This is a genomic window from Streptomyces sp. NPDC127038 (genome assembly GCF_042725875.1).
Classification (GTDB): domain Bacteria; phylum Actinomycetota; class Actinomycetes; order Streptomycetales; family Streptomycetaceae; genus Streptomyces.
The window spans coordinates 40924-65646 of sequence record NZ_JBHXDQ010000055.1 but is presented as its reverse complement, the minus strand read 5'-3'; the positions used below and the strand labels follow the sequence as shown (position 1 = coordinate 65646).

23 protein-coding genes and 1 pseudogene are annotated in these 24723 nt (G+C 73.7%); 17 read left to right on the top strand and 7 right to left on the bottom strand.

Features of this window, described 5'->3' with window-relative positions; translation table 11 throughout:
- Nucleotides 1-82: 82 nt before the first annotated feature.
- Entirely contained in the window at nucleotides 83-964 is an 882-nt protein-coding gene (locus ACFWI4_RS30520; RefSeq protein WP_385404479.1) for an RNA polymerase sigma factor SigF, read from the bottom strand.
- A 303-nt stretch (nucleotides 965-1267) separates the two neighbouring features.
- On the opposite strand from ACFWI4_RS30520, the gene ACFWI4_RS30515 reads away from it, so the two are divergent.
- From ACFWI4_RS30515 to ACFWI4_RS30455, 13 genes and pseudogenes are all read left to right on the top strand, one after another.
- A complete protein-coding gene (locus tag ACFWI4_RS30515; protein WP_387202738.1) occupies nucleotides 1268-2203 on the top strand; it encodes an anti-sigma factor RsbA family regulatory protein in 936 nt (311 codons plus the stop codon).
- Between the two features lie 171 nt (nucleotides 2204-2374).
- Nucleotides 2375-2587: pseudogene (locus ACFWI4_RS30510) on the top strand (DUF5133 domain-containing protein); the annotation flags it as partial.
- A gap of 346 nt (nucleotides 2588-2933) precedes the next feature.
- Nucleotides 2934-3356 carry a hypothetical protein gene (locus ACFWI4_RS30505; protein ID WP_387202736.1) on the top strand — a complete coding sequence of 141 codons (423 nt, stop codon included), beginning with the start codon at nucleotides 2934-2936 and terminating at the stop codon, nucleotides 3354-3356.
- Nucleotides 3357-3584: 228 nt separating this feature from the next.
- Nucleotides 3585-3761 (top strand): hypothetical protein, encoded by a 177-nt coding sequence (locus tag ACFWI4_RS30500; protein WP_167455638.1) that lies wholly within the window; start codon nucleotides 3585-3587, stop codon nucleotides 3759-3761.
- 100 nt (nucleotides 3762-3861) lie between these two features.
- Entirely contained in the window at nucleotides 3862-5541 is a 1680-nt protein-coding gene (locus ACFWI4_RS30495) for a PP2C family protein-serine/threonine phosphatase (protein WP_387202733.1), read from the top strand.
- Entirely contained in the window at nucleotides 5538-6647 is a 1110-nt protein-coding gene (locus tag ACFWI4_RS30490; protein WP_387202730.1) for a B12-binding domain-containing protein, read from the top strand. The genes ACFWI4_RS30495 and ACFWI4_RS30490 overlap by 4 nt, the downstream gene beginning before the upstream one ends.
- Complete coding sequence (locus ACFWI4_RS30485; protein WP_387202727.1) at nucleotides 6644-7027, top strand: STAS domain-containing protein; 384 nt, start codon at nucleotides 6644-6646, stop codon at nucleotides 7025-7027. Before ACFWI4_RS30490 ends, ACFWI4_RS30485 begins: the two co-directional genes overlap by 4 nt.
- A gap of 136 nt (nucleotides 7028-7163) precedes the next feature.
- Complete coding sequence (locus ACFWI4_RS30480) at nucleotides 7164-7529, top strand: PRC-barrel domain containing protein (protein WP_387202724.1); 366 nt, start codon at nucleotides 7164-7166, stop codon at nucleotides 7527-7529.
- Nucleotides 7530-7566: 37 nt separating this feature from the next.
- Nucleotides 7567-7938, top strand: coding sequence for an STAS domain-containing protein (locus ACFWI4_RS30475; protein ID WP_387202744.1), 372 nt, complete (start codon nucleotides 7567-7569; stop codon nucleotides 7936-7938).
- On the top strand, nucleotides 7935-8363 hold the full coding sequence (locus tag ACFWI4_RS30470) for an ATP-binding protein (protein WP_387202721.1): 429 nt from the start codon (nucleotides 7935-7937) through the stop codon (nucleotides 8361-8363). Before ACFWI4_RS30475 ends, ACFWI4_RS30470 begins: the two co-directional genes overlap by 4 nt.
- A gap of 274 nt (nucleotides 8364-8637) precedes the next feature.
- On the top strand, nucleotides 8638-9552 hold the full coding sequence (locus ACFWI4_RS30465; protein ID WP_387202718.1) for a YihY/virulence factor BrkB family protein: 915 nt from the start codon (nucleotides 8638-8640) through the stop codon (nucleotides 9550-9552).
- 81 nt (nucleotides 9553-9633) lie between these two features.
- On the top strand, nucleotides 9634-9912 hold the full coding sequence (locus tag ACFWI4_RS30460; protein WP_387202715.1) for a GlsB/YeaQ/YmgE family stress response membrane protein: 279 nt from the start codon (nucleotides 9634-9636) through the stop codon (nucleotides 9910-9912).
- A gap of 289 nt (nucleotides 9913-10201) precedes the next feature.
- Nucleotides 10202-11410, top strand: a complete 1209-nt coding sequence (locus ACFWI4_RS30455) for a cysteine desulfurase-like protein (RefSeq protein ID WP_387202713.1) — start codon at nucleotides 10202-10204, stop codon at nucleotides 11408-11410.
- Between the two features lie 137 nt (nucleotides 11411-11547).
- On the opposite strand, the gene ACFWI4_RS30450 is transcribed toward ACFWI4_RS30455, so the two are convergent.
- The 5 genes from ACFWI4_RS30450 to ACFWI4_RS30430 all read right to left on the bottom strand — a co-directional run bounded on the left by ACFWI4_RS30450 (nucleotide 11548) and on the right by ACFWI4_RS30430 (nucleotide 17782).
- Nucleotides 11548-12624 (bottom strand): MerR family transcriptional regulator, encoded by a 1077-nt coding sequence (locus ACFWI4_RS30450; RefSeq protein WP_387202710.1) that lies wholly within the window; start codon nucleotides 12622-12624, stop codon nucleotides 11548-11550.
- Between the two features lie 252 nt (nucleotides 12625-12876).
- Entirely contained in the window at nucleotides 12877-14904 is a 2028-nt protein-coding gene (locus ACFWI4_RS30445; RefSeq protein WP_387202708.1) for an ATP-binding protein, read from the bottom strand.
- A gap of 109 nt (nucleotides 14905-15013) precedes the next feature.
- Entirely contained in the window at nucleotides 15014-15901 is an 888-nt protein-coding gene (locus tag ACFWI4_RS30440; protein WP_387202705.1) for an oxygenase MpaB family protein, read from the bottom strand.
- A gap of 142 nt (nucleotides 15902-16043) precedes the next feature.
- Nucleotides 16044-16994 (bottom strand): ornithine cyclodeaminase family protein, encoded by a 951-nt coding sequence (locus ACFWI4_RS30435; RefSeq protein ID WP_387202703.1) that lies wholly within the window; start codon nucleotides 16992-16994, stop codon nucleotides 16044-16046.
- Entirely contained in the window at nucleotides 16991-17782 is a 792-nt protein-coding gene (locus tag ACFWI4_RS30430; protein WP_387202701.1) for an IclR family transcriptional regulator, read from the bottom strand. Before ACFWI4_RS30430 ends, ACFWI4_RS30435 begins: the two co-directional genes overlap by 4 nt.
- Nucleotides 17783-17943: 161 nt before the next feature.
- Between ACFWI4_RS30430 and ACFWI4_RS30425 the strand changes: the two genes are divergently transcribed.
- From ACFWI4_RS30425 to ACFWI4_RS30410, 4 genes are all read left to right on the top strand, one after another.
- The gene (locus ACFWI4_RS30425) at nucleotides 17944-19281 is read left to right on the top strand and encodes an amidohydrolase family protein (protein WP_387202698.1); all 1338 of its coding nucleotides are present in this window, start codon (nucleotides 17944-17946) and stop codon (nucleotides 19279-19281) included.
- The gene (locus tag ACFWI4_RS30420; RefSeq protein ID WP_387202695.1) at nucleotides 19278-20357 is read left to right on the top strand and encodes a dipeptidase; all 1080 of its coding nucleotides are present in this window, start codon (nucleotides 19278-19280) and stop codon (nucleotides 20355-20357) included. The genes ACFWI4_RS30425 and ACFWI4_RS30420 overlap by 4 nt, the downstream gene beginning before the upstream one ends.
- 212 nt (nucleotides 20358-20569) lie before the next feature.
- On the top strand, nucleotides 20570-21919 hold the full coding sequence (locus tag ACFWI4_RS30415; RefSeq protein ID WP_387202692.1) for a transaminase: 1350 nt from the start codon (nucleotides 20570-20572) through the stop codon (nucleotides 21917-21919).
- A gap of 44 nt (nucleotides 21920-21963) precedes the next feature.
- On the top strand, nucleotides 21964-22404 hold the full coding sequence (locus ACFWI4_RS30410; RefSeq protein ID WP_385404232.1) for an Lrp/AsnC family transcriptional regulator: 441 nt from the start codon (nucleotides 21964-21966) through the stop codon (nucleotides 22402-22404).
- Between the two features lie 34 nt (nucleotides 22405-22438).
- Here the strand turns inward: ACFWI4_RS30410 and ACFWI4_RS30405 are convergent, their stop codons facing one another.
- Nucleotides 22439-24712: an FUSC family protein gene (locus ACFWI4_RS30405; protein WP_387202687.1), complete on the bottom strand. Its 2274-nt coding sequence runs from the start codon at nucleotides 24710-24712 to the stop codon at nucleotides 22439-22441.
- Nucleotides 24713-24723: the final 11 nt, after the last annotated feature.

The following is a 24723-nucleotide window of genomic DNA, read 5'->3' as shown; positions in this document are numbered from 1 at the left end:
CCCGTCGGCCCGCTCCGGGCGCGGAGTCCGGGGCGGGCCGACGGGATCGGCGCGGGGCTGTGACGTGCGGGGGCGCGGGGTGTCAGGCGACCGCGGGATCGAGCAGCCCGGCGCGCAGCCGCTTGATGATCCGGGTGATCAGCCGGGACACGTGCATCTGCGAGATGCCGAGCTCCTCGCCGATCTGCGCCTGGGTGCGCTCCTCGACGAAGCGCAGATGGATGATGCGCCGCTGGCGCTCGTCGAGCTCCGCGATCAGCGGGGCGAGGGAGTTGAAGTCCTCGACCAGTTCGAGCGAGGGGTCCTCCTCGCCGATGAAGTCGGACAGGACCGCCTCGCCGTCCGCGCCGCCGTCGGCGGTGAGCGCGGCGTCCAGGGAGGAGGAGTTGTAGCCGTTCGACGCCTTGCGGGCCTCGATGACCTCTTCCTCGGACAGGCACATCAGCTCGGACAGCTCGCGGGTGGTGGGCGTACGGCCGAGGCGGGTGCGCAGTTCCTCCGTCGCCTTGGCGAGCTCGACGCGGGCCTCCTGGAGCCGGCGCGGCACGTGCACGGCCCAGCTCGTGTCCCGGAAGAACCGCTTGATCTCACCGACGATGTACGGGACCGCGAAGGAGGTGAACTCGACCTCGCGGGTCAGCTCGAAACGGTCGATGGCCTTGATGAGCCCGATCGTGCCGACCTGGACGATGTCCTCCATCTCGCCCTGGCTGCGGCTGCGGAAGCGGGCGGCGGCGTACCGGACGAGGGAGAGGTTCATCTCGATGAGGGTGTTGCGGGCGTACTGGTACTCGTGCGTGCCCTCCTCCAGTACGGCGAGGCGGTCGAAGAAGGGACGGGACAACTCCCGCGCGTCCTTAGGGCTGACCTTCAGCGGCTCGGCGATCTGCGGAAGGACGTCCCCCACTGCCGTGGCCGTCCGATCAGCCGTGTCCGTCGCCCTCACTGCCGTCACGGCCGCCATGCCGTCCACCCCATATCTGACGAGAAAAATGATGACAGGGGCCGTCTGCCCCGCATCACACCGCTCATGCCACCCGGTTTCCGGCGATCTCCGGGACGCGCGCGTCCGGCCTCCCTCTGACCTCCGGTCAGGGCTTGCTTCCTCCCGAGGACACCGTTCGGATGCGGCGAAGTAAAGTGGTTCCCGGGGTGAGTCCGTGGGAATCGAGCGGCGAGTGGGCCGGGCGCAGAGGCGCTCGCCCCTGGTGTGCCCCGACGCGGGACCGTTCACCGGCCGCCGCCTCCCGGGAGCGGTGGTCCTGACATGACGACGGCGGCACTCCGCGGGGAGCCCTTCGTCCATCCCGCGCTCATCTACCGCGACGACCTCGAGTACGTGCACCAGATGACCCGGTTCATCGCCGACGGCGTAGCCGCGGGGGAGCCGGTGGCGGTGGCCGTTCCCGCCCGAAGACTCGCACTCGTCCGTGACGCGCTGGGGCCGCTCGGCGATCCGGTCCGCTGGATCGACATGGAGCAGGCCGGCCGGAACCCCGGCCGGATCATCCCCACCGTCCTGCGGGCGTTCGCCGACGCCCACACGGGCGTCCATGTGCGGATCGTCGGCGAGCCCATCTGGGCCGGCCGCACGGCCGTGGAGTATCCGGCCTGCGTCCAGCACGAGGCCCTCATCAACCGGGCGTTCGCCGGGCGGGACGTGACCATCCTCTGCCCGTACGACGCCCGTGCCCTCGCCCCGGACGTGATCGCCGACGCCCATGGCACCCACCCCGTCGTGATCGGCGCCGGGCGGAGTTGCGTCAGCTCGTCCTACGACCCGGACGCCGTGCTGGCCCGCTTCAATCTGGAGCTGCCCCATCAGCCGGGGGCCGCCGCGTTCCGTTTCGACGCCGAACTCCTGCCCGCCGCGCGTGACTTCGCCCTGGCCGAGGCCCGGGCCCGGGGCATGTCGGAGGCCCGGCTCCAGGACCTGAACCTCGTCGTCGCGGAGCTGACCACCAACAGCGTGGTGCACGGCGGCGGTTCGGGGACCCTGAGGGTCTGGGCGGAGGACGACCGGATCGTGTGCGAGACGCGGGACAAGGGGCGGCTGAGCGATCCGCTGGCCGGCCGGCGCCCCGTGCGCCCCGACCGGATCGGCGGACGGGGCCTGTTGCTCGTCCACTTCCTCTCGGACCTCGTCCGGATGCACGGCGACGACCGCGGAACGACCCTGCGCAGCTACATCGCCCGCGTCTGACCTGCCCGGTCGTCGCTCCGACGATGAGCGGTGCACGGACCCGTGGCCGGTGGGGCGGGATCGCGCCGGGGACGGCCCATTGGGCCAAATAGGTTGTCTGGGGCGGTTGTTGCGAATGAACCGCCGCGAACCGGGGCACACGGACGAAAACTCGAGAGAGGAGCCCTCGCCGTGCTGGTGCCCGACCCGAAGGTAGTCCGGAGTCTGCTGACCCGTTACGCGGCCCTGAAGATCGCGTACGCCGAGAAGGAGACGCCGGAGACGGCCCGCGCTCTGGAGGACGTCACGTACACGCTGTGTGTGATGACGGGAACGACCGGAGTGCGCGAAGCCGTCGCCGCCGCCGACGCCCTGCTGCTCGCGGGGGAGAGACGGCGGGAGGCCCGGCAGACCGGGCTGCTGGGCGGCGGGACGGCCGCCGCCGTGCCGCCGGGGCTGCCCGTGGTCGCCCCTCCGCTCGCCGGGGCGCACGAGGTGCTGCCGCTGCACAGCCGGGGTGCCGGCCTGTCCGGTCCGCTCCGCTGATCGCCCCGCGCTGGGCGACGCAGGCGCCCCCGGGCAGGGCGGCGCCCCGGCCCGGACGGCCGCGGAGTCCGTCCCGAACGGGGCCGCGCCCGGACGCCGAGGGCTCGACGGGGGCACGGTCCTGTCCGTCGAACGGCTGAACTACCTGGTCGGCTCCCGCTCGTTGTGCAGTCGTGAGCATCGTCGAGGCGGAGATGAGGAATCGATGAGCCGACACAGCAAAGGCCGCAGGCACCGCAAGGTGAACATGACGCCCCGTCCGGTCGGACCGAGGAGAGCGTCGCGCGAGGTACGGGAGCGGGTCGGTGCGGCCGACCCGCGGGCGGCGAAGGCCGGGCCTCCCATTCCCGGGCAGGACACGAACGGGGAGCGGGCCGAGGCCGTCTCCAGGACGGTGAGCGAGAGCGGTCTGAGCCGTCACGCCGTGCGGACGTGGGAGCGGCTGGCGCAAGCGGGCTCCGGGGGCGTGGAGGTCGCCGAGCTCACCGAGGCGGTGGGCTTCCGGCGCTCGACCGTGCTCGGGCACCTGAAGGGGCTGGCCGGACTCGGACTGGCCGAGGACCACGAGAGCGTGTGGCGGGCGACCGGGCCGGAGGCCGCGGGAACCCCGGCCGGGACCGCCTCCTAGCGCACGAACACAGGGCGGCGCTCGCCGGGCGGCCTCCGCCCGTGGTCGAGCGCCGCCCTGTTGTGCTTCTGCGGAGCCGGATCGCCCCCCGGCGGTGCGGCTCCATCGGGCGTGGCCCTCGGTCGGGACAGGGTTTCGCGGACGCCTCGTACCGCATGGTGTCGGGCGGGGTTCTCGGGGCATCCGGACTTCATCGTTCGTCGACCGGATCTTCACGAAGGAGTCCCCATGCTCGGCATAGCCGCGGCCGTACTGCTGTTCATCGCGTTCCTGATCAACGCCGGTGAAGTCTCGACCAATCACGTCTTCACGTCCACCAACGTCATGCTCATCGGGCTCGCCCTCCTGGCGCTGCACCTGTCGGGCGTCGGCGGGGGCTGGACCACGCGCAGCCGGCGCCGCTGACGGCCGCGACTTGCCGTGACGGGGTCCGCCGCGAGATGGTTGCCGGACGGAAACAGTCTGTCGTCCGGAAAGGTGGTGGGCTCGCCAGCGGGCCCTTCTCGTGGACACTTCCCAGCAGCCTCCCGTCGGCCCCCGCGGCGCCGCCACGGCCACCGCGTGGGGTTTCGCCCCCTACCCCGTGGTGCTCGCCGACCCGTGCGGCGGCGTGCTCGACGCGAACGCCGCCGCGGCCGCGCTCTTCCCCGACGCGCTCGCCGGAGCACGGCTGGAGGACGTGGTCCCGGGGTGGATCGCCGACGCCCACGCCCGGCTGCGCGGCCTCGTGCCCTGCCCCCGGGACCCCGGTTCCGACGCCGGTCCAGGCGCGATCGTGCACGGCCCCGTCGGTGACCGGACGTTCGAGGCCCACCCCACCCGTACGGACCGGGGCGACGTCATGTGGTGGCTGGTCGACGACACCGACCGGCGTCTGGCGGAAGAAGCCCTCAGGACCGAACGCGAACGCGCCGCCTTCCTCTCCGGAGCGTCCAGCGCGCTGCTGTCCTCCCTCAACGTCGAACGGTGCATGGAGGTGGCCGCGGAGCTCGCGGCCGAACACCTCGCCGACGCCGCCGTGATCGTCGCCCCTCCACGGGGGCGCAAGGTTCCGCTGACGCTCTGCGGACCCGACGGAGCCGTCGTGCACCGCGCGGTGACCGACGACATGAGCCGGCTCCCGGGACTCGTCGAGGCCCTGCGCGGCTTCCCTCCCGTACCCTCCCGCTGGATCGACCCGGCCGGCGTTCCCGGATGGGCCGTGCCCGACGGGTTCACGGAACCGGTGGGCTCGGCGGTCGTGACCCCGCTGCCCGGCCACGGAGTGCCCGCGGGCGCCCTGATCCTGCTCAGGTCGAGCCGGCGCGCCGCGTTCACCGAGAGCGAGGAGATCTTCGCCCGGCTCTTCGCCTCACGTGCCGGGGCGGCCATGTCGGCGGCCCGCATGTACGCCGAACAGGCCGCCATAACGGCGACGCTGATGCGCGAGCTGCTGCCGCCCCAGCTGCACGCGGTGCACGGCGTCGAGTTCGCCGGACGCTACCGCCCCGCCGGCCGGGCCGAACGCGTCGGCGGTGACTTCTACGACGTCCACCCCGCCGCGGACGAGGGGCAGGAATCCCTCGTGGTCCTCGGGGACGTCTGCGGCAAGGGCCTGGAGGCCGCCGTGCTGACCGGCAAGATCCGCAACACCGTACAGGCGCTGCTGCCCCTCGCCGACGACCACCAGCGGCTGCTGGGACTGCTCAACGGCGCGCTGATGAACTCCCACCACACCCGCTTCGCCACCCTCGCCATCGCCTCCGTCGTCCGCCGCTCCGGCACCGTCCGGCTGCGGATCACCAGCGCAGGACACCCCGCTCCGCTGATCGTGCGGGCCGACGGCGCCGTCGAGCAGGCCGCTACCCGCGGCACGCTCATCGGCGCGTTCCCCGACGTGAGCTCCACCACCGTCCGCGTCGACCTGGCACCCGGCGAGACCTGTCTGTTCTTCACCGACGGCATCACCGAGGCCAGGGGAGGACCGCTGGGCGACGAGTTCTTCGGCACGGGACGCCTGGAGGCGGCCCTCGCCGAGTGCGCGGGCATGCCGGCCGAGGCCGTGGTCGAGCACGTCCAGATGCTCGCCGCGCAGTGGGTCGGACGCGGCGGCCACGACGACATGGCGACGGTCGCGGTCACCGCGCCCCACCACGCGCATCTGAGTGCGGTGAACGGCCGGACCCGGGGCAGGTACACAGGATGACCCCCTCCACCGTCCAGGGACCCGGAGCCGTGGCGCTCGGTCCCGCCCGCGAACGCCTGTGGTCGGCCGTCCACCAGGGCGACGAGCACCGGGCCACGGCCGTCGTCCTCGACCTGCTGGAGTCGTCCGCCGACCCCGAGACCGTCCTGCTCGGCCTGATCGCGCCTGTACAGGCGCGGGTCGGCGCCGAATGGGCGGCGAACCGGCTCACGGTCGCGCAGGAACACACCGCCACCGCCATCCACGAGCGGGTCATCGCCGTCCTCGCCCACCGGGTCGAGGGCCGGAGCCGGACCCCGGACGGTCCCCGGGTCACGGTCGCCTGCGTCGACGGCGAGTGGCACGCGCTGCCGGCCCGGCTCCTCGCTGAGGTGCTGCGGCTGCGCGGCTGGCGTGTGGACTTCCTCGGCGCCCAGGTGCCCACCCCTCACCTCATCGCGCATCTGCACGGCACGGGACCGCGGGCGGTGGCGCTCTCCTCCTCGATCCCCACCCATCTGCCCACCGCGCACACGGCCATCACGGCGTGCCGGGCGGCGGGCGTCCCGGTCATCGCGGGCGGCGCCGCCTTCGGGCCCGACGGCCGGTACGCCCGTGCCCTGGGGGCCGACGGCTGGGCCCCCGATGCGCGCGAGGCCGCGGCCGTCCTCGGACGGGGCCTCGACCGCCCCGGTCCCTCGGCCTTCCACCAGACCGTGGACGACCTGCCGCACCTGGCCGACCAGGAGTACACGATGGTCGCCGCGACGACGCACCAGTTGGTCAAGCAGACGCTGGCGGACCTGGAGGACCGGTTCGAGCCGATGCGCGCCTACACCGAACGGCAGCGCCGGCACACCGCCGAGGACCTCGCCCACATCGTCGAGTACCTGGCCACGTCCCTGTACGTCGCCGACGACGAACTGTTCCTGCGGTTCATCCTCTGGACCGCGGACATCCTCACCGCCCGGGGTGTCCCCGCGCGGAGCCTGGACCCCGCCCTGGACCTGCTGGCCCAGCACCTCAAGGACTTCCCGCGCGCCCGCCGCACCCTGGCCCACGCGCGGGAGGCGCTCGGAGAACGAACGCCGCTCACCAAGATCCCCGGCCCAGGAAAGCCCGCATGACCACTTCGCATCCCCCCGCCTTCACCCTGACGGTCGACACCCGGCCCACCGCCCTGGTGATCCACGTCGCCGGAGATCTCGACCACGAGACCTGCGACGAGCTGATGAGGACCGTCGACGAGAACTTCGCCGGACCCTCCGATCCCGGGGCACGGTTCCCCGAGCTGCGCGTGGACTTCGCCGGTCTCGGCGGCATGGACTCCATGGGCCTGGCGACCCTGCTGATGATCCGGCGCCGTACCGACGCCACCGGGACGCGCCTGTGCCTCGACCAGCGGCCCCGCGTCCTGGAGCGGCTGCTGGAGATCACGGGAACGCTGGAACATCTCACCGCGCCCCGTGACGGGAGCGGCGGGAAGCGGAGCCCCGGGACCGGCTGACACGGTGTCCGCCCCGGTCACGCGTGCGGGCGAACGGGGCCGCGCGCTTCGTCCCGCCGCCGGATTCCGCCGAATGCGCGCCGCGCGGCGGGGTATTGGCCCGGCAGGAGCGCACCGCGAACACACGGAGGAACACATGGCGATCGACGGAATCTGGTCCTACGCGCCGGAGTTCGGCCACCCCGAGGCGGACCGGCTGGCCGGCTACACGGTCGAGGCGACCGACGGGACCATAGGGCATGTCGACCGTCAGGCCGATGGGTCGGGGATGCGGCACCTGGTCGTCGACACCGGCGTCTGGGTGTTCGGCAAGAGCGTGCTCGTCCCCGTGGGTGTCGTCGACGGCATCGACACGGAGTCCGGGAGGATCACCGTGGCGTGCACCCGGGAGGAGGTCAAGTCGGCGCCCGTGTTCCGGACCGACCGCGAGACCTCGGACCCCGCGTATCTGTCCAGCGTCGGGACCTACTACCGCAACCTCCCGTCGAGGCGGCCCGCGTGAGCGGACGCGAGGGATGAGCGAAGGAGAGAGGGTGTCCATGTACGACCGGCCGGAGGCCACGGTGACGCGGCGGACGGCACGGCAGGCCGTCGTCGTGCGCGTGGGCGGCGACATCGACCACGCGAGCGCCTTCCGGCTGGAGGATGCGCTGAGCCTTGCGGACCGGGCCGGCCCGGAACGCACGGTGGTCGATCTGTCGGGGACCGGCTTCGCCGACTCGTCGATCCTGCACGTCCTGCTCGAGGCGCAGCGCGCCCACCGGGCCCGCGGCACGCTCATGGTGGTCTGCGGGCCCTTCGGCGACGTCGTCCGCAGGCTGTTCGACGTGACGGGGACCGAGGGCTACTTCGTCCTCGCGGACAGCGTCGGGGCGGCGCTGGACCTCCCGGACCCTGCGACCGGGCGATGAGCCCGGCCCACCGCACGCCCGTGGCCGGCCCCGGTCCGGAAGCGGGCGGCGCGATCACGAGCGCCGCCGCCGCACGGGAGCACGTCCGCGGGCTGCTGCGCGAGCACGGCCGGACGGGCGGCGCGAACCCGGACGCGGTCATCGACCTGCTGCTGGTCGTCTCGGAACTGGTCACCAACGCCATCCGGCACGGCGAGGGCCTCGCCGGATTCGAAGCGGCCCTGACCGAGCGAGGCGTACGGCTCGCCGTGACCGACAACAGCGACACCGTCCCCGCCCAGGCCTACGGCAGCGGGGAGATACCCCACACCTCCAGGACCGGCGGGTACGGCTGGCCCCTGATCATCCGGCTGTCCGAGAGCGTCACCGTCGAACCCCGCCCCGAGGGCGGCAAGACGATCCACGTGACCGTCCCGCTGACCTGATCCGGCCTCATCCGGCCCGCCCGAGCCGACGGGGCGCGATCCGCGGCCGGCCGGCGGCGACATCACCCCGGTGAGCAGGCGTAGGGCAGGTCGCGCGTGGAAGAAGAGCCTCGACCGACTCCGCCGAACCGGTGGGACGGGAACGCCGGTCCGACCGGCGCGGAGAGGTGAGCCATGAACAGACCCATCGTCCCGGGAACCAGGGAAGCGGGCGTCCACGCCCCGTGCCGGAGGCGCACGGGGACGACCGGAGGCGGTCACCGGCGGACGACGCATGTCCGCTGAGTCCCGGCCGGACGGCGTCATCGGAGCGGCCCGCCCGGCGCGGCCCCGCAGGCCCCGGCCTCCCGCCTTCTGGTGGCCGGCGCTGCGCCGTACCCCGGTCTCGATGTGGAACGACGACGTGACCGACTGGGCGGCCGCGCTGACGTACTACGCGATCCTTGCCGTCCTGCCGGCGATGCTGGTCATGGTCGTCGCCTTCGGCCTCTTCAGCCCCGGTACCGCCGAGCAGTTCATCGCGCACGTCACGGCGTACGCCCCGGCGCAGTCGGGGGCCGAACTGCACCAGGCGCTGGGCGAGATGCTGCGCAGACGCTCCGCCGCCTGGACGCTGCTGGTCACCGGCGCGGCGAGCGCGCTGTGGTCCGCGTCGAGCTACCTCGCGGTGTTCCGCCGGGCCCTGCACCGCATGCACGACGTGGCCGACCACCGCTCGGCCTGGCGCACCGCGCACCGGCTCGTGCTGACCGCGCTGGCCCTGCTCGGGCTGCTCGTCGTGAGCGCGCTCGTCCTGCTGCTGACCGGCCCCGTGGCGGAGGCCGCGGGCCGGGTCCTCGGGGTCGACCGCACGGTGGCCCTGGCCTGGAACCTGCTGCGCTGGCCGGTGCTGATGTGCCTGGTGGCCCTGCTGGTCCTCGTCGTGTTCCGCACCGGGCCTCCGGCCGCCCGCCGCCGCCGGCACACCCTGCCCGGCGGTCTGCTGGCCGCCTTCCTCTGGCTCGCCGTCTCGGCCGGCTTCGCGCTGTACGCCTCCGTCCTCGGCACCTACAGCAGGCTCTACGGCTCTCTCGCGGGCCTGGTCGTGTTCCTCGTGTGGCTGTGGCTGTCCAACCTCGCGCTGCTGGCCGGGGCGCAGTTCACGGCCGAACTGAACAGGGCCGCGGCGGCGGACCGTACGCCTGTGTGAAGTTCCCAGGTTTGTTCCGGCCGGGACGGCGCACACGGTGTGAGGAAGCCACATCTTGTACGGACGGACGATGGAGGAACTGTGGGCATCATCGCGTGGATTCTGATCGGACTGCTTGCCGGCGCCATCGCCAAGCTGCTCCTGCCGGGCAAGGACCCGGGCGGCGTCATCGTCACCATGCTGATCGGTGTCGCGGGCGGCCTGCTGGGCGGCTGGCTCGGCAAGGTGATCTTCGGCGTCGACTCGATCGACGGGTTCTTCGACCTGTCGACGTGGGTCGCGGCCATCGCCGGATCGCTGATCCTCCTGATCCTGTACCGGGTGCTGACCGGCAACAGCCGCTCGCACCGCCACGCGTGACGGGCCCCCGGCCCGTTCACCGCGTCACCACCCACGGCCCGGGGCCGGCACCGGAATCACCGGTCGCCGGCCCCGGGCCGTTCCCCGTGGAGCGGCGCCCGTCCCTCCGGCGGGAGCCCGGGCACCCCGTCCGGGAGGGCGCCACCGCCCCGCCCCGCCTTTCCCGGTGATGGGCCACCTGCCATGATCACCGGAGAGCACGGACCCGCCCGGACACGGGACCCCGCCTGCCGAAAGGCGGTCGCGGGCCTCCCGGCGCGGGCCGCGACGCAGCCAGTGAGGAGCCCGAGTGACGTACGACGTCGGCGCCCTGCGCGCCGAGATCCCCGCCCTGCTGTCCGGTGTCGCGCACTTCGACGGGCCGGGCGGCACCCAGACCCCGGCCCGGGTCGCCCGGGCGATCGCGGACGCCCTCACCGGCCCGCTGTCGATCCGGGGGCGCCTGACCCCGGGCGAGGTGAACGCGGAGAACCTCGTCCAGGGGTTCCGGCGGGCGGTGGCCGACCTGGTGGGCGGTGAGCCGTCCGGGGTCGTCTTCGGCCGCAGCGCCACCCAGCTCACGTACGACGTCTCCCGGGCTCTCGCGAAGGACTGGGCTCCCGGCGACGAGGTCGTCGTCAGCCGTCTCGACCACGACTCCAACATCCGGCCCTGGCTCCAGGCGGCCGAGCGGGCCGGAGCCCGGGTGCGCTGGGCGGACTTCGACCCGGTGACGGGTGAACTGCCGCCCTCCGCCGTGGAGGCCGTGCTGACCGAGCGCACCCGGCTGGTCGCAGTCACCGCCGCCTCGAACCTGCTCGGCACCGTGCCGGACGTCGCCGCGATCGCCCGTCTGGTCCACCGCGACCCGCGGACGCTGCTGTACGTCGACGGGGTCCACCACGCGGCGCACGCCTTCGTCGATGTCGGCCGGCTCGGCGCCGACTTCTTCGTGTGCTCGCCGTACAAGTTCCTCGGCCCGCACCACGGAGTCCTGACCGCCTCGCCGGCGCTGCTGGAGCGACTGCGTCCGGACAAACTGCTGCCGTCCAGCGACACGGTTCCCGAGCGCTTCGAACTGGGCACGCTGCCCTACGAGTTGCTCGCCGGCACCACCGCCGCCATCGACGTCCTCGCCGGGCTCGCGGGCGACGCGGCGGGCGGGCGCAGGGACCGGCTGCGTACGGCGTTCGCGGCGATCGAGCGCCACGAGGGCGCGCTGCGCGAGCGGTTGGAGACGGGCCTGGCCGAACTCCCCGGGGTCACGGTCCGCTCCCGGGCCGCCGAGCGCACCCCCACCCTGCTGCTGACGTTCGACGGGCGGGAGGCCGCCGACGCCTCCGTGTTCCTGGCGGACCGCGGGGTGCACGCGCCGGCCGGATCGTTCTACGCGCTGGAGGCGTCCCGGCATCTCGGCCTCGGTGACACCGGGGGCCTGCGTGTCGGGCTCTCCCCGTACAACGACGAGGGCGACGTCGACCGGCTGCTGGAGGGACTGGCGGAGTTCGTGCGGTCCTAGCCGGACGGAGGGCTCCGGCCGTCACCGGATCCGGAGTCGTCCAGCGGTTCCGGAGCGGTCGCCGTGCCCGTGCGGTCGCCGTGCCCCGCGCGGACGTCGGGCCGAGGGTGGGCGTCGGTCCGGGTGCGGCCGTCGGGTCAGGCGCGGGCCGGAGCCGTCGCGGCGGCCGTCCGGTCGTCGGGGGCGGTGATCAGGCGGAGGGCCTCGGCGAGGTGCCCCGGGCGCAGGAGTCCGGGTCCGGGTTCGTCGCCCCAGCCAGGTCCGCCCAGCAGGACCCGGCTCCGGGTCCGTGCTCCCCGTACACCCCAGCGGGTCGCGGCGAGGTGCCGGGCGAGCGGCAGGTTCGCCGTGGACCACGACTGGGACCACAGGACCACCGCCGGGGGGCCGACGCGCCGCACCGCGGCCGTGAGCGCCTCCGGCGGGACGGCGGCGCCGAGCATCAGCACCGGTACCCGCCGTTCCGCGAGCGCCGCGTTGAGCGCTTCGAGGGAGAGGGTGTGCAGTTCGCCGGGGACGCAGGCCAGCAGCACGGGGGACGACGAGACGGGCGGTTCGTGGCCCGCGGCGGACACGTAGACGCGCAGCAGGGTGGCGGACACGTGCCAGGACATGAGCCGTTCGACCTCGACGTGACGGTCCCCCGAGGCCTCCCAGCGGCGGCCCACGGCCCGCAGGGCGGGCACCATCACCTCTTCCCAGGCCCGGGTCAGCCCGTGGGTACGGACCGCGGCCGTCAGCAGTTCCTGGACGGCGGGGGCGTCCAGGCGGACGGCGGCGCGCGCGAGGCCCCGGCATTCCTGGGCCAGGTCCGCCCCCGTCCGGCCGTCCGCCGTCTTGGGTTCCGGGCCGGGGCCCGCCGCCTTGGCCCGCTGCGGGGCCCGGGCGCCCGTCCGTGCGCGCGCGGTGGTCCGGGTCCTGGTCTCAAGCGCCGGTGAAGCCGCGACCCGCCCCCGAGCGGTCTCCTTCGCGGCCCGGGCCGCCTCGGCGGGCGGCAGACCGGCGGCGGTCAGCCGGCACATCTCCTGGAGCATGGCCACGTCGTCGGGGGACCAGCGGCGGTGCCGGCCGTCCACCCGCACCGCGGGCCCCAGGCCGTAGCGCCGGTCCCAGGAGCGCAGCGTGGTGGGCGACACGCCGAGCCGGCGTGCCAGGAAGCCGGTGGTGACCCCGGCGCCCGCGGTGCTCGTCCCGTCCTCGGTGGTCAGTTCCACGGTGCCGCTCCCGGGAGAGTCGTGGACGGTGGTCCGTCGAAGGCCGTGTCCCTCCGGCGGGCGGCGGCTGTCGATGCGGGGCGGCGGCGGAACATGACGGGCCTCACCTCGGTATCGGAGCCGTCGGGCGCCCGGCCGGAACGCCGGGCCCATCCCTGTCTTCGGCGCGGAGCGGCCCGCCGGATGCAGCGTTCCGGCCCGCCGTGGTGCCCTGCCGGCCCGTGTGGTCCAGGGGGCGGTGCCGGGGCCGGGTCAGCGGCTCCCGCGGGGACCGTCGAGGAGGCCGTGCAGGATCGTCTCGGGGTCGGTGAGCGCCGAGCGCAGCAGGGCCCGTTCGTAGCCGTCGTCGCCGAGGAGGGCGCGGGCCGTGTCCTCGTAGCGCTCCCGGACCGGGCCCAGTTCGGGGGTGCCGCGCTGGGGATGGCCCACCGCGCTCCAGTACGTCTCCCCGGCGCCGTACGCGGCGACGGCCCGTTCGCCCGCGCCCTGTGCGGCCAGGGCGGAGGCCAGCAGATCAAGGCCCAGCGCGATCCCGAAGCTGTCCCCGAGGTGCCGCTTGCCGTCCAGCATCGACAGGGCGTGGGCGGTGGCGTCCTCCGCGCGGTCCTCGAACAGGCCGATGAGCGCCAGCTGGTAGTCGGTGTACGAGCGGGTCCACCACTCGCCGCGCTCCACGCAGCCCCGCCGCAGTTCCTCCGCCTCCCGGCGTGCCTCGTCGAGCAGCCCCGCCCCGGTGAGCGCGAACACCCGGACCAGCCGGCACAGGAGGTGCCCCGCGGAGGTGAACGCCGTCCCGCCGGCGTCCCGCAGGGCGCGTTCGACCTCCTGCCTGGCCGCCATGGGCCGCCCCAGCAGCAGATGGGTCAGACCGAGGAGATAGGCGGCGTGCAGTGTTCCGTCGACGTCGTCCTGGACGTCCGCGCGGTCGCGGCAGAACGCGGCCAGCTGCGCCGCCTGTTCGTGCTCGCCGCGCAGCACGCGGGTGATGCCCAGTGCCCACAGCGCCCTCGTCCGGACCGGGCCGGAGGCGGCGGACAGCGCCAGCGCGTCCTCCAGGTAGGCCGCCGCCTCCCTGAGGTGCCCGCAGCAGCTCCACGGGAAGGCGAGCAGGCCGATCAGTTCGAGCGCGCTGTCGGGCTGCCGGGACAGCAGGTGGTCGAGCGCCGCGCACAGGTCGGCGTGCGCCGAGCCGAGCCGCTCGTACCAGCGCGCCTGCTGTTCTCCCAGCCAGCCGTCCCGGGCGTCGCGGGCCGTCCCGAGGAAGTGCGCGGCGTGCCGGTCCGCCGAGGCCCGGCTCTCGCCCAGCCGGTCGAGCCACATCCGGCCGTACTCCCGGACGGTGTCGAGCATCCGGTACAGGCCGTCGGCGTGGGAGAGCACCGACTTCCGCGACAGGCCCGTCAGCGCCCGGCCGATCTCGTCCCCGTCCAGCGGACCCCCGGCGCACACGAGCCGTACGGTGTGGGAGTCCACCGGCTCACGGAACACCGATATCCGTGCCCACAAAAGGCGTTCGGCGGGTGCGCACAGTTCGTGGCTCCAGCCGATCGTCGTCCGTACCGCGCGGTGGCGCGGCGGCCCGGGGAGCGTGCCGTCCGCCGTGATGTCCAGGCGCGCGCCGAGTTCCAGCTCGACCTCCTCGACCGTACGGTGGGCCAGTTGTCCGGCGATCAGCTCCACCGCCAGCGGCATGCCTTCGAGCCGTGCGCACAGCCGGGCGACGGCGACCAGGTCCGCGGGGGAGGACACAGGGGAACCGGCCGCGGCCGCGCGCAGCCGGAACATCTCGACGGCGTCCGTGGCGGGTGGCAACGGCCCCACGTCGACGAGGTGTTCGCCGGGGAGTCCGAGCGGCTCGCGGCTCGTCACCAGCACGGTCAGGCGCGGGCAGGAGTGGACGAGACGGGCGACCAGGCGGTGGCACGGCTCGACCAGGTGCTCGCAGGAGTCCAGGACGAGCAGGGCGTCCCGGTCGGCCAGCCAGTCGGCCAGGGAGTCCAGGGCGGGGTTCGTGGTGTGGTCGGCGAAGTCCACCGCGTCGGCCACGGAGGCGACGAGCAGCCGGTCGTCCGGCAGCGGCCACAGGTCGGCCCACGCCACCCCGCGTTCTCCCGCGCGCAGCGTCCGGTCCGCCGCCTCCAGCGCCAGCCGGCTCTTGCCCACCCCGCCGGCCCCGGTGAGGGTCACGACCCGCTGCGTGCGCAACGCCTCGGCCAGGTGGGCGAGTTCCTCCCGGCGTCCGACGAATCCGGCAGGAACGGTCGGCAGATTTCTCAGCACACGCACAGTCTTTCGGCCCGGGCGCCGCCGTGGGGCGACTTGGCCGACTTGGTACCGGGTCGGTGCACCGGCGGGCGGGCGGGTGCGAACGCCGTCGTGCGGCCGTTCCTCACACCACCGCCGTGACCGCCCGGGCGCGCTGCGGTGCCATCGCCCAGCGGACGGCCGAGGTGAACGCGCAGCCGAGCGGGCGTACGCACACGCTGTCCACCAACGAGAGCCGGGGCAGCCGGAGTTCGGACGCGGCCCAGGGCGGCAGCAGGGACACCGCGTTCGCGGCGAGCACCCCGTACGGCAGGCGGGCGACGAGCGGCACCGGCGGGTTCAGCAGCAGGAAGCGCGCGGCGTCGCGGGCCTCCGGCGTGGACCGCACCTCGCCGCGGTACGCGGCCAGCCGCTCGGCGAGCCCGGCGCGGTCGGTGGGCGGGTCCTGGACGCCCAGCGCGGAGGCGACGCGGGCGGTGTCCGCCACGTACGCGTCACACCCGGCCCCGGACAGCGGCCGTGCGCCGTACCGCTGGTGCGCGCGCAGGAAGCTGTCGACCTCCGCGACGTGGACCCAGCCGAGGAGATGCGGATCGGCCGCGTGGTACGGCGTTCCGTCCGAGGTGACACCGCGGACCCGCTGATGGACCGCCCGTACCCGGTCGCAGGCGTCCTGGGCGCTGCCGGCCGTCCCGTACGTGGTCACGGCGAGGAAGGTGCTGGTGCGCTGGAGTCTGCCCCAGGGGTCGCCGCGGAACCCCGAGTGCGCGGACACCGCGGCCATGGCGAGCGGATGGAGCGACTGGAGCAGCAGCGCGGACAGGCCGCCGATGAACATCGACGCGTCGCCGTGCACCGTGCGGATGGGGCGGTCGGGGCCGAACCAGCGCGGTCCGGGCGTGCCGTGGATTCGGGCGCGGTTCTCCGGTCCGTCCGGGCCCGCGACCCGCGCGAACAGGGCGCTGCCCAGCCGTTCCCTCACTCCGCCGCCGTTCGCTCCGGTCCGTGTCATGGGGCGTCGGCCTCCCTTCGCGTCCCGATCCGCCGGTGCCCGCGGTCCGTCCCGGACCGGTGGAACCGGCGGTGGCACCTTCAGCATGGTCGAACCGGGGGACGAAAGTCCACGGACCCGCGCCGGGCGCCCGGACCCCGTCTCACAGGGCGATGCGGGTGCCCCACCCCTCAGCGCGGGCCACCGCGTCGGCGACATGGGCGGCGGCCACGTCGAGCGCGGCGTGGCCGGTCGACTTGAACAGGGTGAGTTCGGTGTCGTCGCGCCGGCCGGGGTGCTCGCCGCCGAGGACCGAACCGAGGAGCGTCACCTCCCGCGCGGGCGGCAGGTCCTGGAGTTCGTGGGCGCCTGAGGGGGGCCGGGTCGTGGCGGCGCCGGGCCACTCGGCGAAGAGCGCCGCGTCCCGGACGGTGTCCGCGTCCAGCTCGGGCCCGTGGGAGCCGCCGACGGAGCTGACGTGCGTGCCGGGGGCGAGCCAGGCGCGACGGATGACCGGACGCTCGGCGCCGGTGCAGCAGAACACCGTGCCCGCCCCTCGTACGGCTGCCTCGATGCTCTCCGCGACCTGTCCGGCCGGGTGGAGCGCGGCGGCGCTCCCGGCGCGCACGGGGTCGCGGCCCGCGACGACGACGGGGGTGGCGGGGTCCACGGCCGCGAGCAGCGCGATCTGGGCCCGTGCCTGGGCGCCCGTTCCGACGACGGCGATCCGGCCGGCGTCCGGACGGGCCAGGGCGCGGGCGCTGAGCGTGGCGGTCGCCGCGGTACGGATCTCGGTGAGGGGCTCGGCGTCCATCAGGGCCAGCGGGCGGCCGTCGGTCTCGTCGAACAGCGCGACGACGCCCCGGTGGCTGCTGCGCCCGGGGCGCAGCGGGTCGACGAACACGGAGACGAGCTTCGCCGCGAGCCCGAGGCCGGGCACATGACCGGGCATCGCGCCGAGCAGTCCGTGCGGGGTGTGCGCGGCGATCCGCGGCGGTACGGAGACCTCGTCCCGGCCGATGGCGACGAGGGCCGTGGCCACCGCGTCCAGGACGCGGTGCGGATCGAGTGCGGCGCGCGTCCGCGCTCCGTCGAGGAAGAGGATCTCGCTCATGCCGTGCCTTCGGTGGACGGGGCGGGGGACGGGGGTGCGGAGGCCGCGGGGCCGGAGAGGATCCGTGCCAGGTCGTCCGTCGCCTCGCGCAGCCGCTCCCGCAGCCCGGGAAGACGGTCCTCGGCGAAGTCCGGCCCCAGTCCGACCAGGGTGAGGGCGCAGGCGGGCGTGCCCGAAGGGGTGACCACGGCGCGGGCCAGGGAGGCGACCGGCTGTTCGTTGCGCCCGTACTCGACGGCGAATCCGGTGCGCTCGGCCTCCTCGATGTCGGCCAGCAGCCCACCGGGTCCCTCCAGCGGGAACCCGGCCTCCTCGGCGGCGCGCAGATACGGGACCCGGTCGGCGGGGCCGAGCGCGGCGACCAGGGCGAGCGGGCCGGCGAACCGATGCACGGGCAGGGCCTGCCCGGTCAGACTGCTGATCATCGCCAGCCGGTCGGGCCGTACGACGTCGATCACCCGGGACCGGTCGGCCTCGGGCACCTGGAGGTTGACCATCAGGCCGGTGTGCTCGGACAGCGCCACCAGGACCGGCCGCGCCAGCGCGCCGAGCGAGTTCCGTGCCGCCGAGGACGACAGCTGGAGGACCGCCGTGCCGGGCAGGTAGCGGTCGCCGGCGCGGAGCACCCAGCCGCGCCTGACCAGGTCGACGAGCACGCGGTAGGCGGTCGCGCGATGCAGGCCGACCTCCTCGGCGAGGTCGGTGAGACGCGGTGGCTGTGCCGCCCGGGCCACGGCCTCGACCAGGTCCAGGGCCTTGTCCACCGCGGTGCGGGGTGCCTCGGGCAATTCGGGCCCCTCCTTGTGACGTCGTCGGATGCGAGCGTACGGTAGCGCATGTTGCGAGAGACGATACGGCTGTTACGTAGAGCGTAACAAGATGGTCCAAGCGGCCGACCGGACCGGGCGGAGCCACCGCCGACCCCGACACAGCTACCACTGAGGTGAAGATGACGGACGAGACTGCGGGCGCCCCGGCCCCGCACGCGCCCGCGGCGGCGGGAGCCGTCGCGGTCTACCGCGGCGCCACACTGTTCGACGGAACGGGCGCCCCGGCCCGGGGCTCGACGTCGATCGTCATCGACGGCCAGGTCATCCGCGCCGTCGGCGACGACGCCGAGATCGCCGCGGACCTCCCCGCCGACGCCCAGGTCTTCGACCTCGGCGGACGCTTCGTCATCCCCGGTCTGATCGACGCCCACCAGCACATCGCGACCCCGCCCGACCGGCCCGTCGCCGAGGCCGTGCTGCGCCGCCTCGTCCACAGCGGGGTCACCGCCGTCCGGGACATGGCCGACGACCTGCGCCAGGTCGGCGACCTCGCGCGGGCCACGCTCGTCGGCGAGATCCCCGGCCCCGACATCCGCTACGCAGCGCTGATGGCGGGACCCGGCTTCTTCGACGACCCGCGCACCCACCAGGTGTCCCAGGGCGAGACCCCCGGCGCCGTGCCGTGGATGCAGGCGATCACCGAGGAGACCGACCTGCGGATCGCCGTCGCCCTCGCGCGCGGCACCCACGCGTCCGCGATCAAGGTGTACGCCGACCTCGACCGCACCACCGTCGCCGCGATCACCGCCGAGGCGCAGCGCCAGGGCATCCCCGTCTGGGCCCACGCCACCGTCTTCCCGGCCTCGCCCGGCGAGGTCGTCGCGGCCGGCGTGAACAGCGTCTCCCATGTCACGCTGCTCGCCTTCGAGGGCACCGACGAACCGCTGACCAGCTACAAGACCAAGCCGAAGGTCGACCACGACCGGTTCGCCGACGGTGACGACCCCCGGATCGAGGAACTGTTCGCCCTGATGCGCCGGCGCGGCACCGTCCTCGACGCGACCGCCGGCATGTGGGCGAGCGAGGCCCTCGCGGGCGAGGGGCCCGAGGACGCGGCCCGAGCCGCGGCCAACACCGAGCTCGCCGCCGTCCTCACCGCCCAGGCCCACCGGGCCGGCGTGGAGATCGCGACCGGCACGGACTACGAGACCGACGCGGGGGACCCGTTCCCCGCCCTCTACGACGAGCTGGCCTTCCTCGTGCGGCGCTGCGGGATGTCCCCCGCGCAGGTGCTGCGCTCCGCCACGCTCGTCGGCGCGCGCAGCGCGGGCGCCGAGGACCTCATGGGCAGCGTCGAGGCGGGCAAGCTCGCCAACTTCGTCGTCCTGGAGGACGATCCGCTGCGGGACATCGAGAACCTGCGCAGCCTCACCCTGACCGTCAAGCGAGGCCGGCGCTTCGAGCGCCGGGACTTCGACGGCGCCGCCGTGAACCACCCCGCCGAGGAGACCCGATGACCGACCTCCCCCTGATCGTCAACGCGCTCGGGCAGCTCGACAATCCGAACGCTCCCGGCTCGGCCGAGGCCGCCGCACAGCTCAACCCCTCCAGCGAGCAACTGACCGTCGACGCCCGTACGCTGGCCGACGCCCACGCCTCCGGCCTCACCGCCGTGAACATCACGCTCGGCTACACGATGGGCGATCTGCCGCCCTACGAGCACACCCTGCACGAGATCGACGTGTGGGACGGGATCATCCGCGACAACGCGGCCGACCTGCTCAAGGTCCGCACGGCGGCGGACATCCGGCGGGCCCGCGAGGAGCGCCGGATCGGCGTGATCTACGGCTTCCAGAACGCCGTCGCCGTCGGCGAGGACACCGGACGCGTCGCCACCTTCGCCGAGCGCGGTGTCCGGGTCGTCCAGCTCACGTACAACCAGGCCAACCACATCGGCGACGGCTCCATGGCGCCGGAGAACCGGGGGCTGACCGACTTCGGCCGCACCGTGGTCGAGGCCCTCGACGAGCACCGCCTCATGGTCGACCTCTCGCACAGCGGCGAGCGGACCTGCCTGGAGGCCGCCAAGGTGGCGCGCCGCCCCGTCTCGATCAACCACACGGGCTGCCGCGCCCTCGCCGACCTCCCCCGCAACAAGACCGACGAGGAACTGCGCCTGGTGGCCTCGCGCGGCGGCTTCGTCGGCATCTACTTCATGCCGTTCCTGAACGTGTCGGGGCACGCGACGGCCGCCGACGTCGTCGAGCACATCGTCCACGCGGTCAACGTGTGCGGAGAGGACCACGTCGGCATCGGCACCGACGGGACCGTGACGTCCATCGACGACCTCGACGCCTACCGGGCGCATCTCGCCGAGCACGTGGCCCTGCGGCGCGAGGCCGGGGTCGGCGCGGCGGGCGAGCGCGACGACACGCTCCCCTTCGTGATCGACCTGCGGGGCGTGGACCAGTTCCGCGACCTCGTCCGGCTGCTGGAGCGGCGCGGCTTCCGCTCGGAGCGCATCGAGAAGATCCTCGGCACGAACTTCCTGGACTACGCCGACCGGGTCTGGGCCCCGGAGGCTTCCGTGTAGCCGGACTCCGCCCCCGGTGGGTTCCGGAGAGCGACAACTGATTCGAGCGTCCCTGCGCTCGAATCAGTTGTCGATACGCTCGAATCGAGCGTCGGACCTTGCTTCGGTGCCGCATGCGTTCGTACTCTTGATGTATCCGCTCGCCGTCCGCGCCCGTCGGCCCCATGGCCGACCGGCCCCGGCGATCGCAGCCGCCGACAGAGGAGCCCCCGATGGACCGCACCCGCCTTCAGCAGCTCCTGGCGCGTGAGAGCGCCGAGGCCGAGAGCCGCAACCCGCGGTCCAGGGCCGCCTACGAGCGCGCGGAGCACCTGTTCGGCCGGGTTCCGATGACCTGGATGAACAAGACCGCCGGAGCCTTCCCGCGCTATCTGGACGGCGCGCGCGGCGCCCGGGTCACCGACATCGACGGTCACGAGTACATCGACTTCTGCCTCGGCGACACGGGCGCGATGGCCGGTCACTCGCCCGAGGTCGTGGCCGAGGCGGTGCGGACCCGGTTCGCCGAGAGCGGCGGCGCGACCGCCATGCTGCCCACCGAGGACGCGGAATGGGTGGGCGCCGAACTGACCCGCCGCTTCGGGCTCGCCCGCTGGAGCTTCTCGCTCACCGCGACCGACGCCAACCGCTGGTCCATCCGGCTCGCCCGAGCCGTCACCGGCCGCCCGAAGATCCTGGTGAACAGCTACAGCTACCACGGCAGCGTCGACGAGTCGCTGATCGTGGTCGGCCCCGACGGGCACGGCGAGGCCCGTCCCGGAAACGTCGGCGCGCCCTGCGACGTCACCCTCACCAGCCGCGTCGCGGAGTTCAACGACCTGGAGCAGCTGGAGCGCGAACTCGCCCACCGGGACGTCGCCGCCGTCCTCATGGAGCCCGCCCTCACCAACATCGGCATCGTGCTGCCCGAGCCGGGCTACCTGGAGGGCGTCCGCGAGTTGACGCGCCGGTACGGCACCCTGCTCATCAACGACGAGACGCACACCTTCTCCGCCGGCCCCGGTGGCTGCACGGCCGCCTGGGACCTGGAGCCCGACATGCTCACCATCGGCAAGGCGATCGGCGGAGGGATCCCGGCCGGCGCGTACGGGCTCTCGGCCGAACTCGCCGACCAGCTGCTCGGCCGCGCCGACCTGGACCTGGTCGACATGGGCGGCGTCGGCGGCACCCTCGCCGGGAACGCCCTGTCCACGGCGGCGACCCGCGCCACCCTGGAGCACGTCCTGACCGACGCCGCCTTCGAGACGATGGCGAAGCTGTCCGAACGCTTCGAGGCCGGGGTGCGTGCTGGCATCGGCACCTGGGGCCTGCCGTGGTCGGTGAGCCGCCTCGGAGCCCGTACGGAATACCGGTTCGCCGACCCCGCGCCGCGCACCGGAACGGAATCGGCCGCCGCCGCCGACACGGAGCTTGAGGACTTCCTCCACCTCTACCTCGCCAACCGGGGCATCCTGCTGACCCCGTTCCACAACATGGCGCTGATGTGCCCGGCGACCACCGAACAGGACGTGGACCGGCACACCGAGGTCTTCGCCGCCGCCCTGGCCGAACTGATGGGCTGAACGGCGCCGATACCCTGGGTCCCGGCCAGCCGGAGAGGAACAGCGTGGACGAGATCGACCGGGCCATCCTGCGTGAACTTCAGATCGACGGCCGTATCGCCTACGCCGAACTCGGCCCCAGGGTCGGGCTGTCCGCCTCGGCGGCCCGCCAGCGCCTTCAGCGCCTGCTCGACTCGCAGGCGGTCCAGGTCGTCGGCGTCACCGACCCGATGGGCATGGGCGGACAGGCGATGGCCCTGCTCGGCATCGCCGTGGACGACGACCCGCGGACGGTCGCGGACACGCTGGCCGAGCGGCCCGAGGTCGTCTACTCGGTGCTGACCTCGGGCGGATTCGACCTGTTCGCCGAGGTCGTCTGCCCGGGGCCGATGGATCTGCTGGACTTCGTCAACGACGTCGTACGGCAGATCGAGGGCGTCCGGCAGGTGCAGTCGTTCCCCTACTTCGGGATCCACACGCACCGGTTCCTGTGGAACGTGGGCTGAACACCGGCGGCGGACGCGGGTCCGACGCCCGCCGCTAGCGTGCCGCGCTCCGGGCCGGCTCCTTCTTCGCGGGGGTGGAGATCCGCACGCCCAGCGGCCGGGCCAGACCGATCACGCCTTCGTCCAGACGCTGCAGATGACGCAGGACGCGGCCGGTGACCCGGTCGTGGCGGGGCGAGTCCGGGGTCTGCGGCTCCAGCATGGCGGCGAGGCTCGCCCCGGTCTCCGCGACGCCGTCCCCGGTGTCGCGCGTGACCCGGGCGACGAGGGCGTCGATGTTGTGGCTGAGCCGGCGGCCCGCCAGTTTGAGCCGGGGGTCCGCGGCGACCGACTTGCTGTAGGGCAGGAGCTCGGCCGTCGCCGCCAGCGAGCGCGCGTGGTAGGCGCACGTCTCCAGCAGGGCGACGATGTACCGCGCGGTCTGACGGCGGGCCCGCCACGGAGTGATCGGATGGGTCAGCGGTTTGGTGGAACCCCGCAGATTGTCCAGCGCCGTGTCGAGATCGCGGGCCCGGTCCAGCAGATCGAGCGCGATCCCGCCGCTCAGCTGCTCCACCGCCGCCCCGGTGACGTCCCCGAGCCGGACGAGCACGGCGGCGAGCAGCTCGTCCGTACGGCGGTCGGTCTGCACCGGCAGCACCACGACGGCCGCGACCATCCCGCAGACGGCGCCGAGCGCCGTCTCCTCGATCCGCAGGACGAGCACCGCGGGACTGTAGGTGTTGAGCACCGTGTACAGCAGCCCCAGCATCGCCGTCACGAAGAACGACATCAGGACGTACGACACCGGAGCGGTGAAGTACATGGCGAAGATAAACAGCAGCACCAGCGCGAACGCCGTCCAGGTGTGGTTGCCCACCACACCGGCCAGGATGACTCCCGCGATCACCCCGAGGACCGTCCCCAGCAGCCGGCGATAGCCCTTGACCAGGATCTCCCCGGTCGACGACGTGTTCAGGAAGACGACCCAGCAGGTCAGCACCGCCCAGTACCACCGCTGCGGGGAGAGCAGCTCCCCGCCGACGATGGCCAGCGAGGAACCCACCGAGACCTGCACCGCGGCCCGGGTCGTGGGCCGGTCGAGACCCGTGGGACGGGGGTCGTCGTGCTTCTCCTCGGCGGCGATGGAGGCGTCCTCGGCGTCCAGCTCCTCGCGGGAACGTTTCGTCTCGGGGGAGTCGTCGCTCTCGTCCTGCGGGCCGTCGAGCGCCAGCCGCAGTCCGAGGGCCGCGCGGGCCGCCTCCCCGATGCCACGGAACACGTCCTGCACGGCCGCCGGGGCGTTCGGCAGGTTCTCCTCCTCCCGGTAGCCGAGCAGCCGGTTGCGCAGCTGGGCCACCCCGGTCCCGTGCTCGCCGGTGACCGGGCCGGCCACCAGCACCCGCAGGGCTTCGAGATCGCGGTGCAGCGTCGCGATGGTGTCGTCGCGCTGCTGGAGCCGGTCTCCCGGCTCGGGCAGCGGCGCGTGCGGCAGATGCAGGGCGAGCGTGTCGGCCTGCTCGGCGCTGCGGGCGGTGAGGATGAGGATGCCCAGCCGCTCGGCGGCGATCTCGGCCTCGGCCACCCGCCGCTGGAGCAGCGAGGCGCTCGCGCTGTCGGAGGTCCCGTCGTCCAGGCGGTCCTGGATCATCATCGCGCTCTCGTGCAGCCGCGCGGTGTGCACCCGTACGTCGTCCAGGGCCTTCTCGACGTCGTCCCGATCGGCGTCGAGCAGGTCGATCTGGACGGAGACCAGCTGGGCCACGCGGGCCCGGAAGGCCTTGCGCAGCCGTTTGAGGACACGCTCGGTCGACTCGGCGACCACGCCGAAGCGGACCACGGCGCTGCACGCGAACGCGACGACCAGCGCCGCGCACAGCTCGGCGAGGGTGGAGTAGCCGGCCCCGCCGAACAGCGACAGGAAGTAGATCTGGAACGCGATCAGCCCGAGCGCGGTGCCGCGGTCGCCGTAGCGGCGGCAGTAGACGGCGACGAAGATCAGGGCGATGAAGCACACGTCGCCCGCCAGTGTGTGGGTGCTGAGCACGGCACCCAGCGACATCGCCGCGACGGCGACGGGCAGTCCGAGCGCGAGGGTGACGGCCTGCTGGCCGCGGTGCTTCTCCTTGATCGAGAAGGTGGCGACCATGGCGGTCATGGCGCCGCTCACCATCAGGCTGGGACCGGCCCCGCGCATTCCGAGGACGGCGAGGGTGAGGGCGATGGCACCGACGGTCCGCAGTCCGGCCATGAGCCGCAGCAGGCCCGGGTCGGACGCCACGAACCGGTTCCAGATCGCCGCTCGATTCGGCCGTGTCACTGTCCTCACGCTGCCGTCGT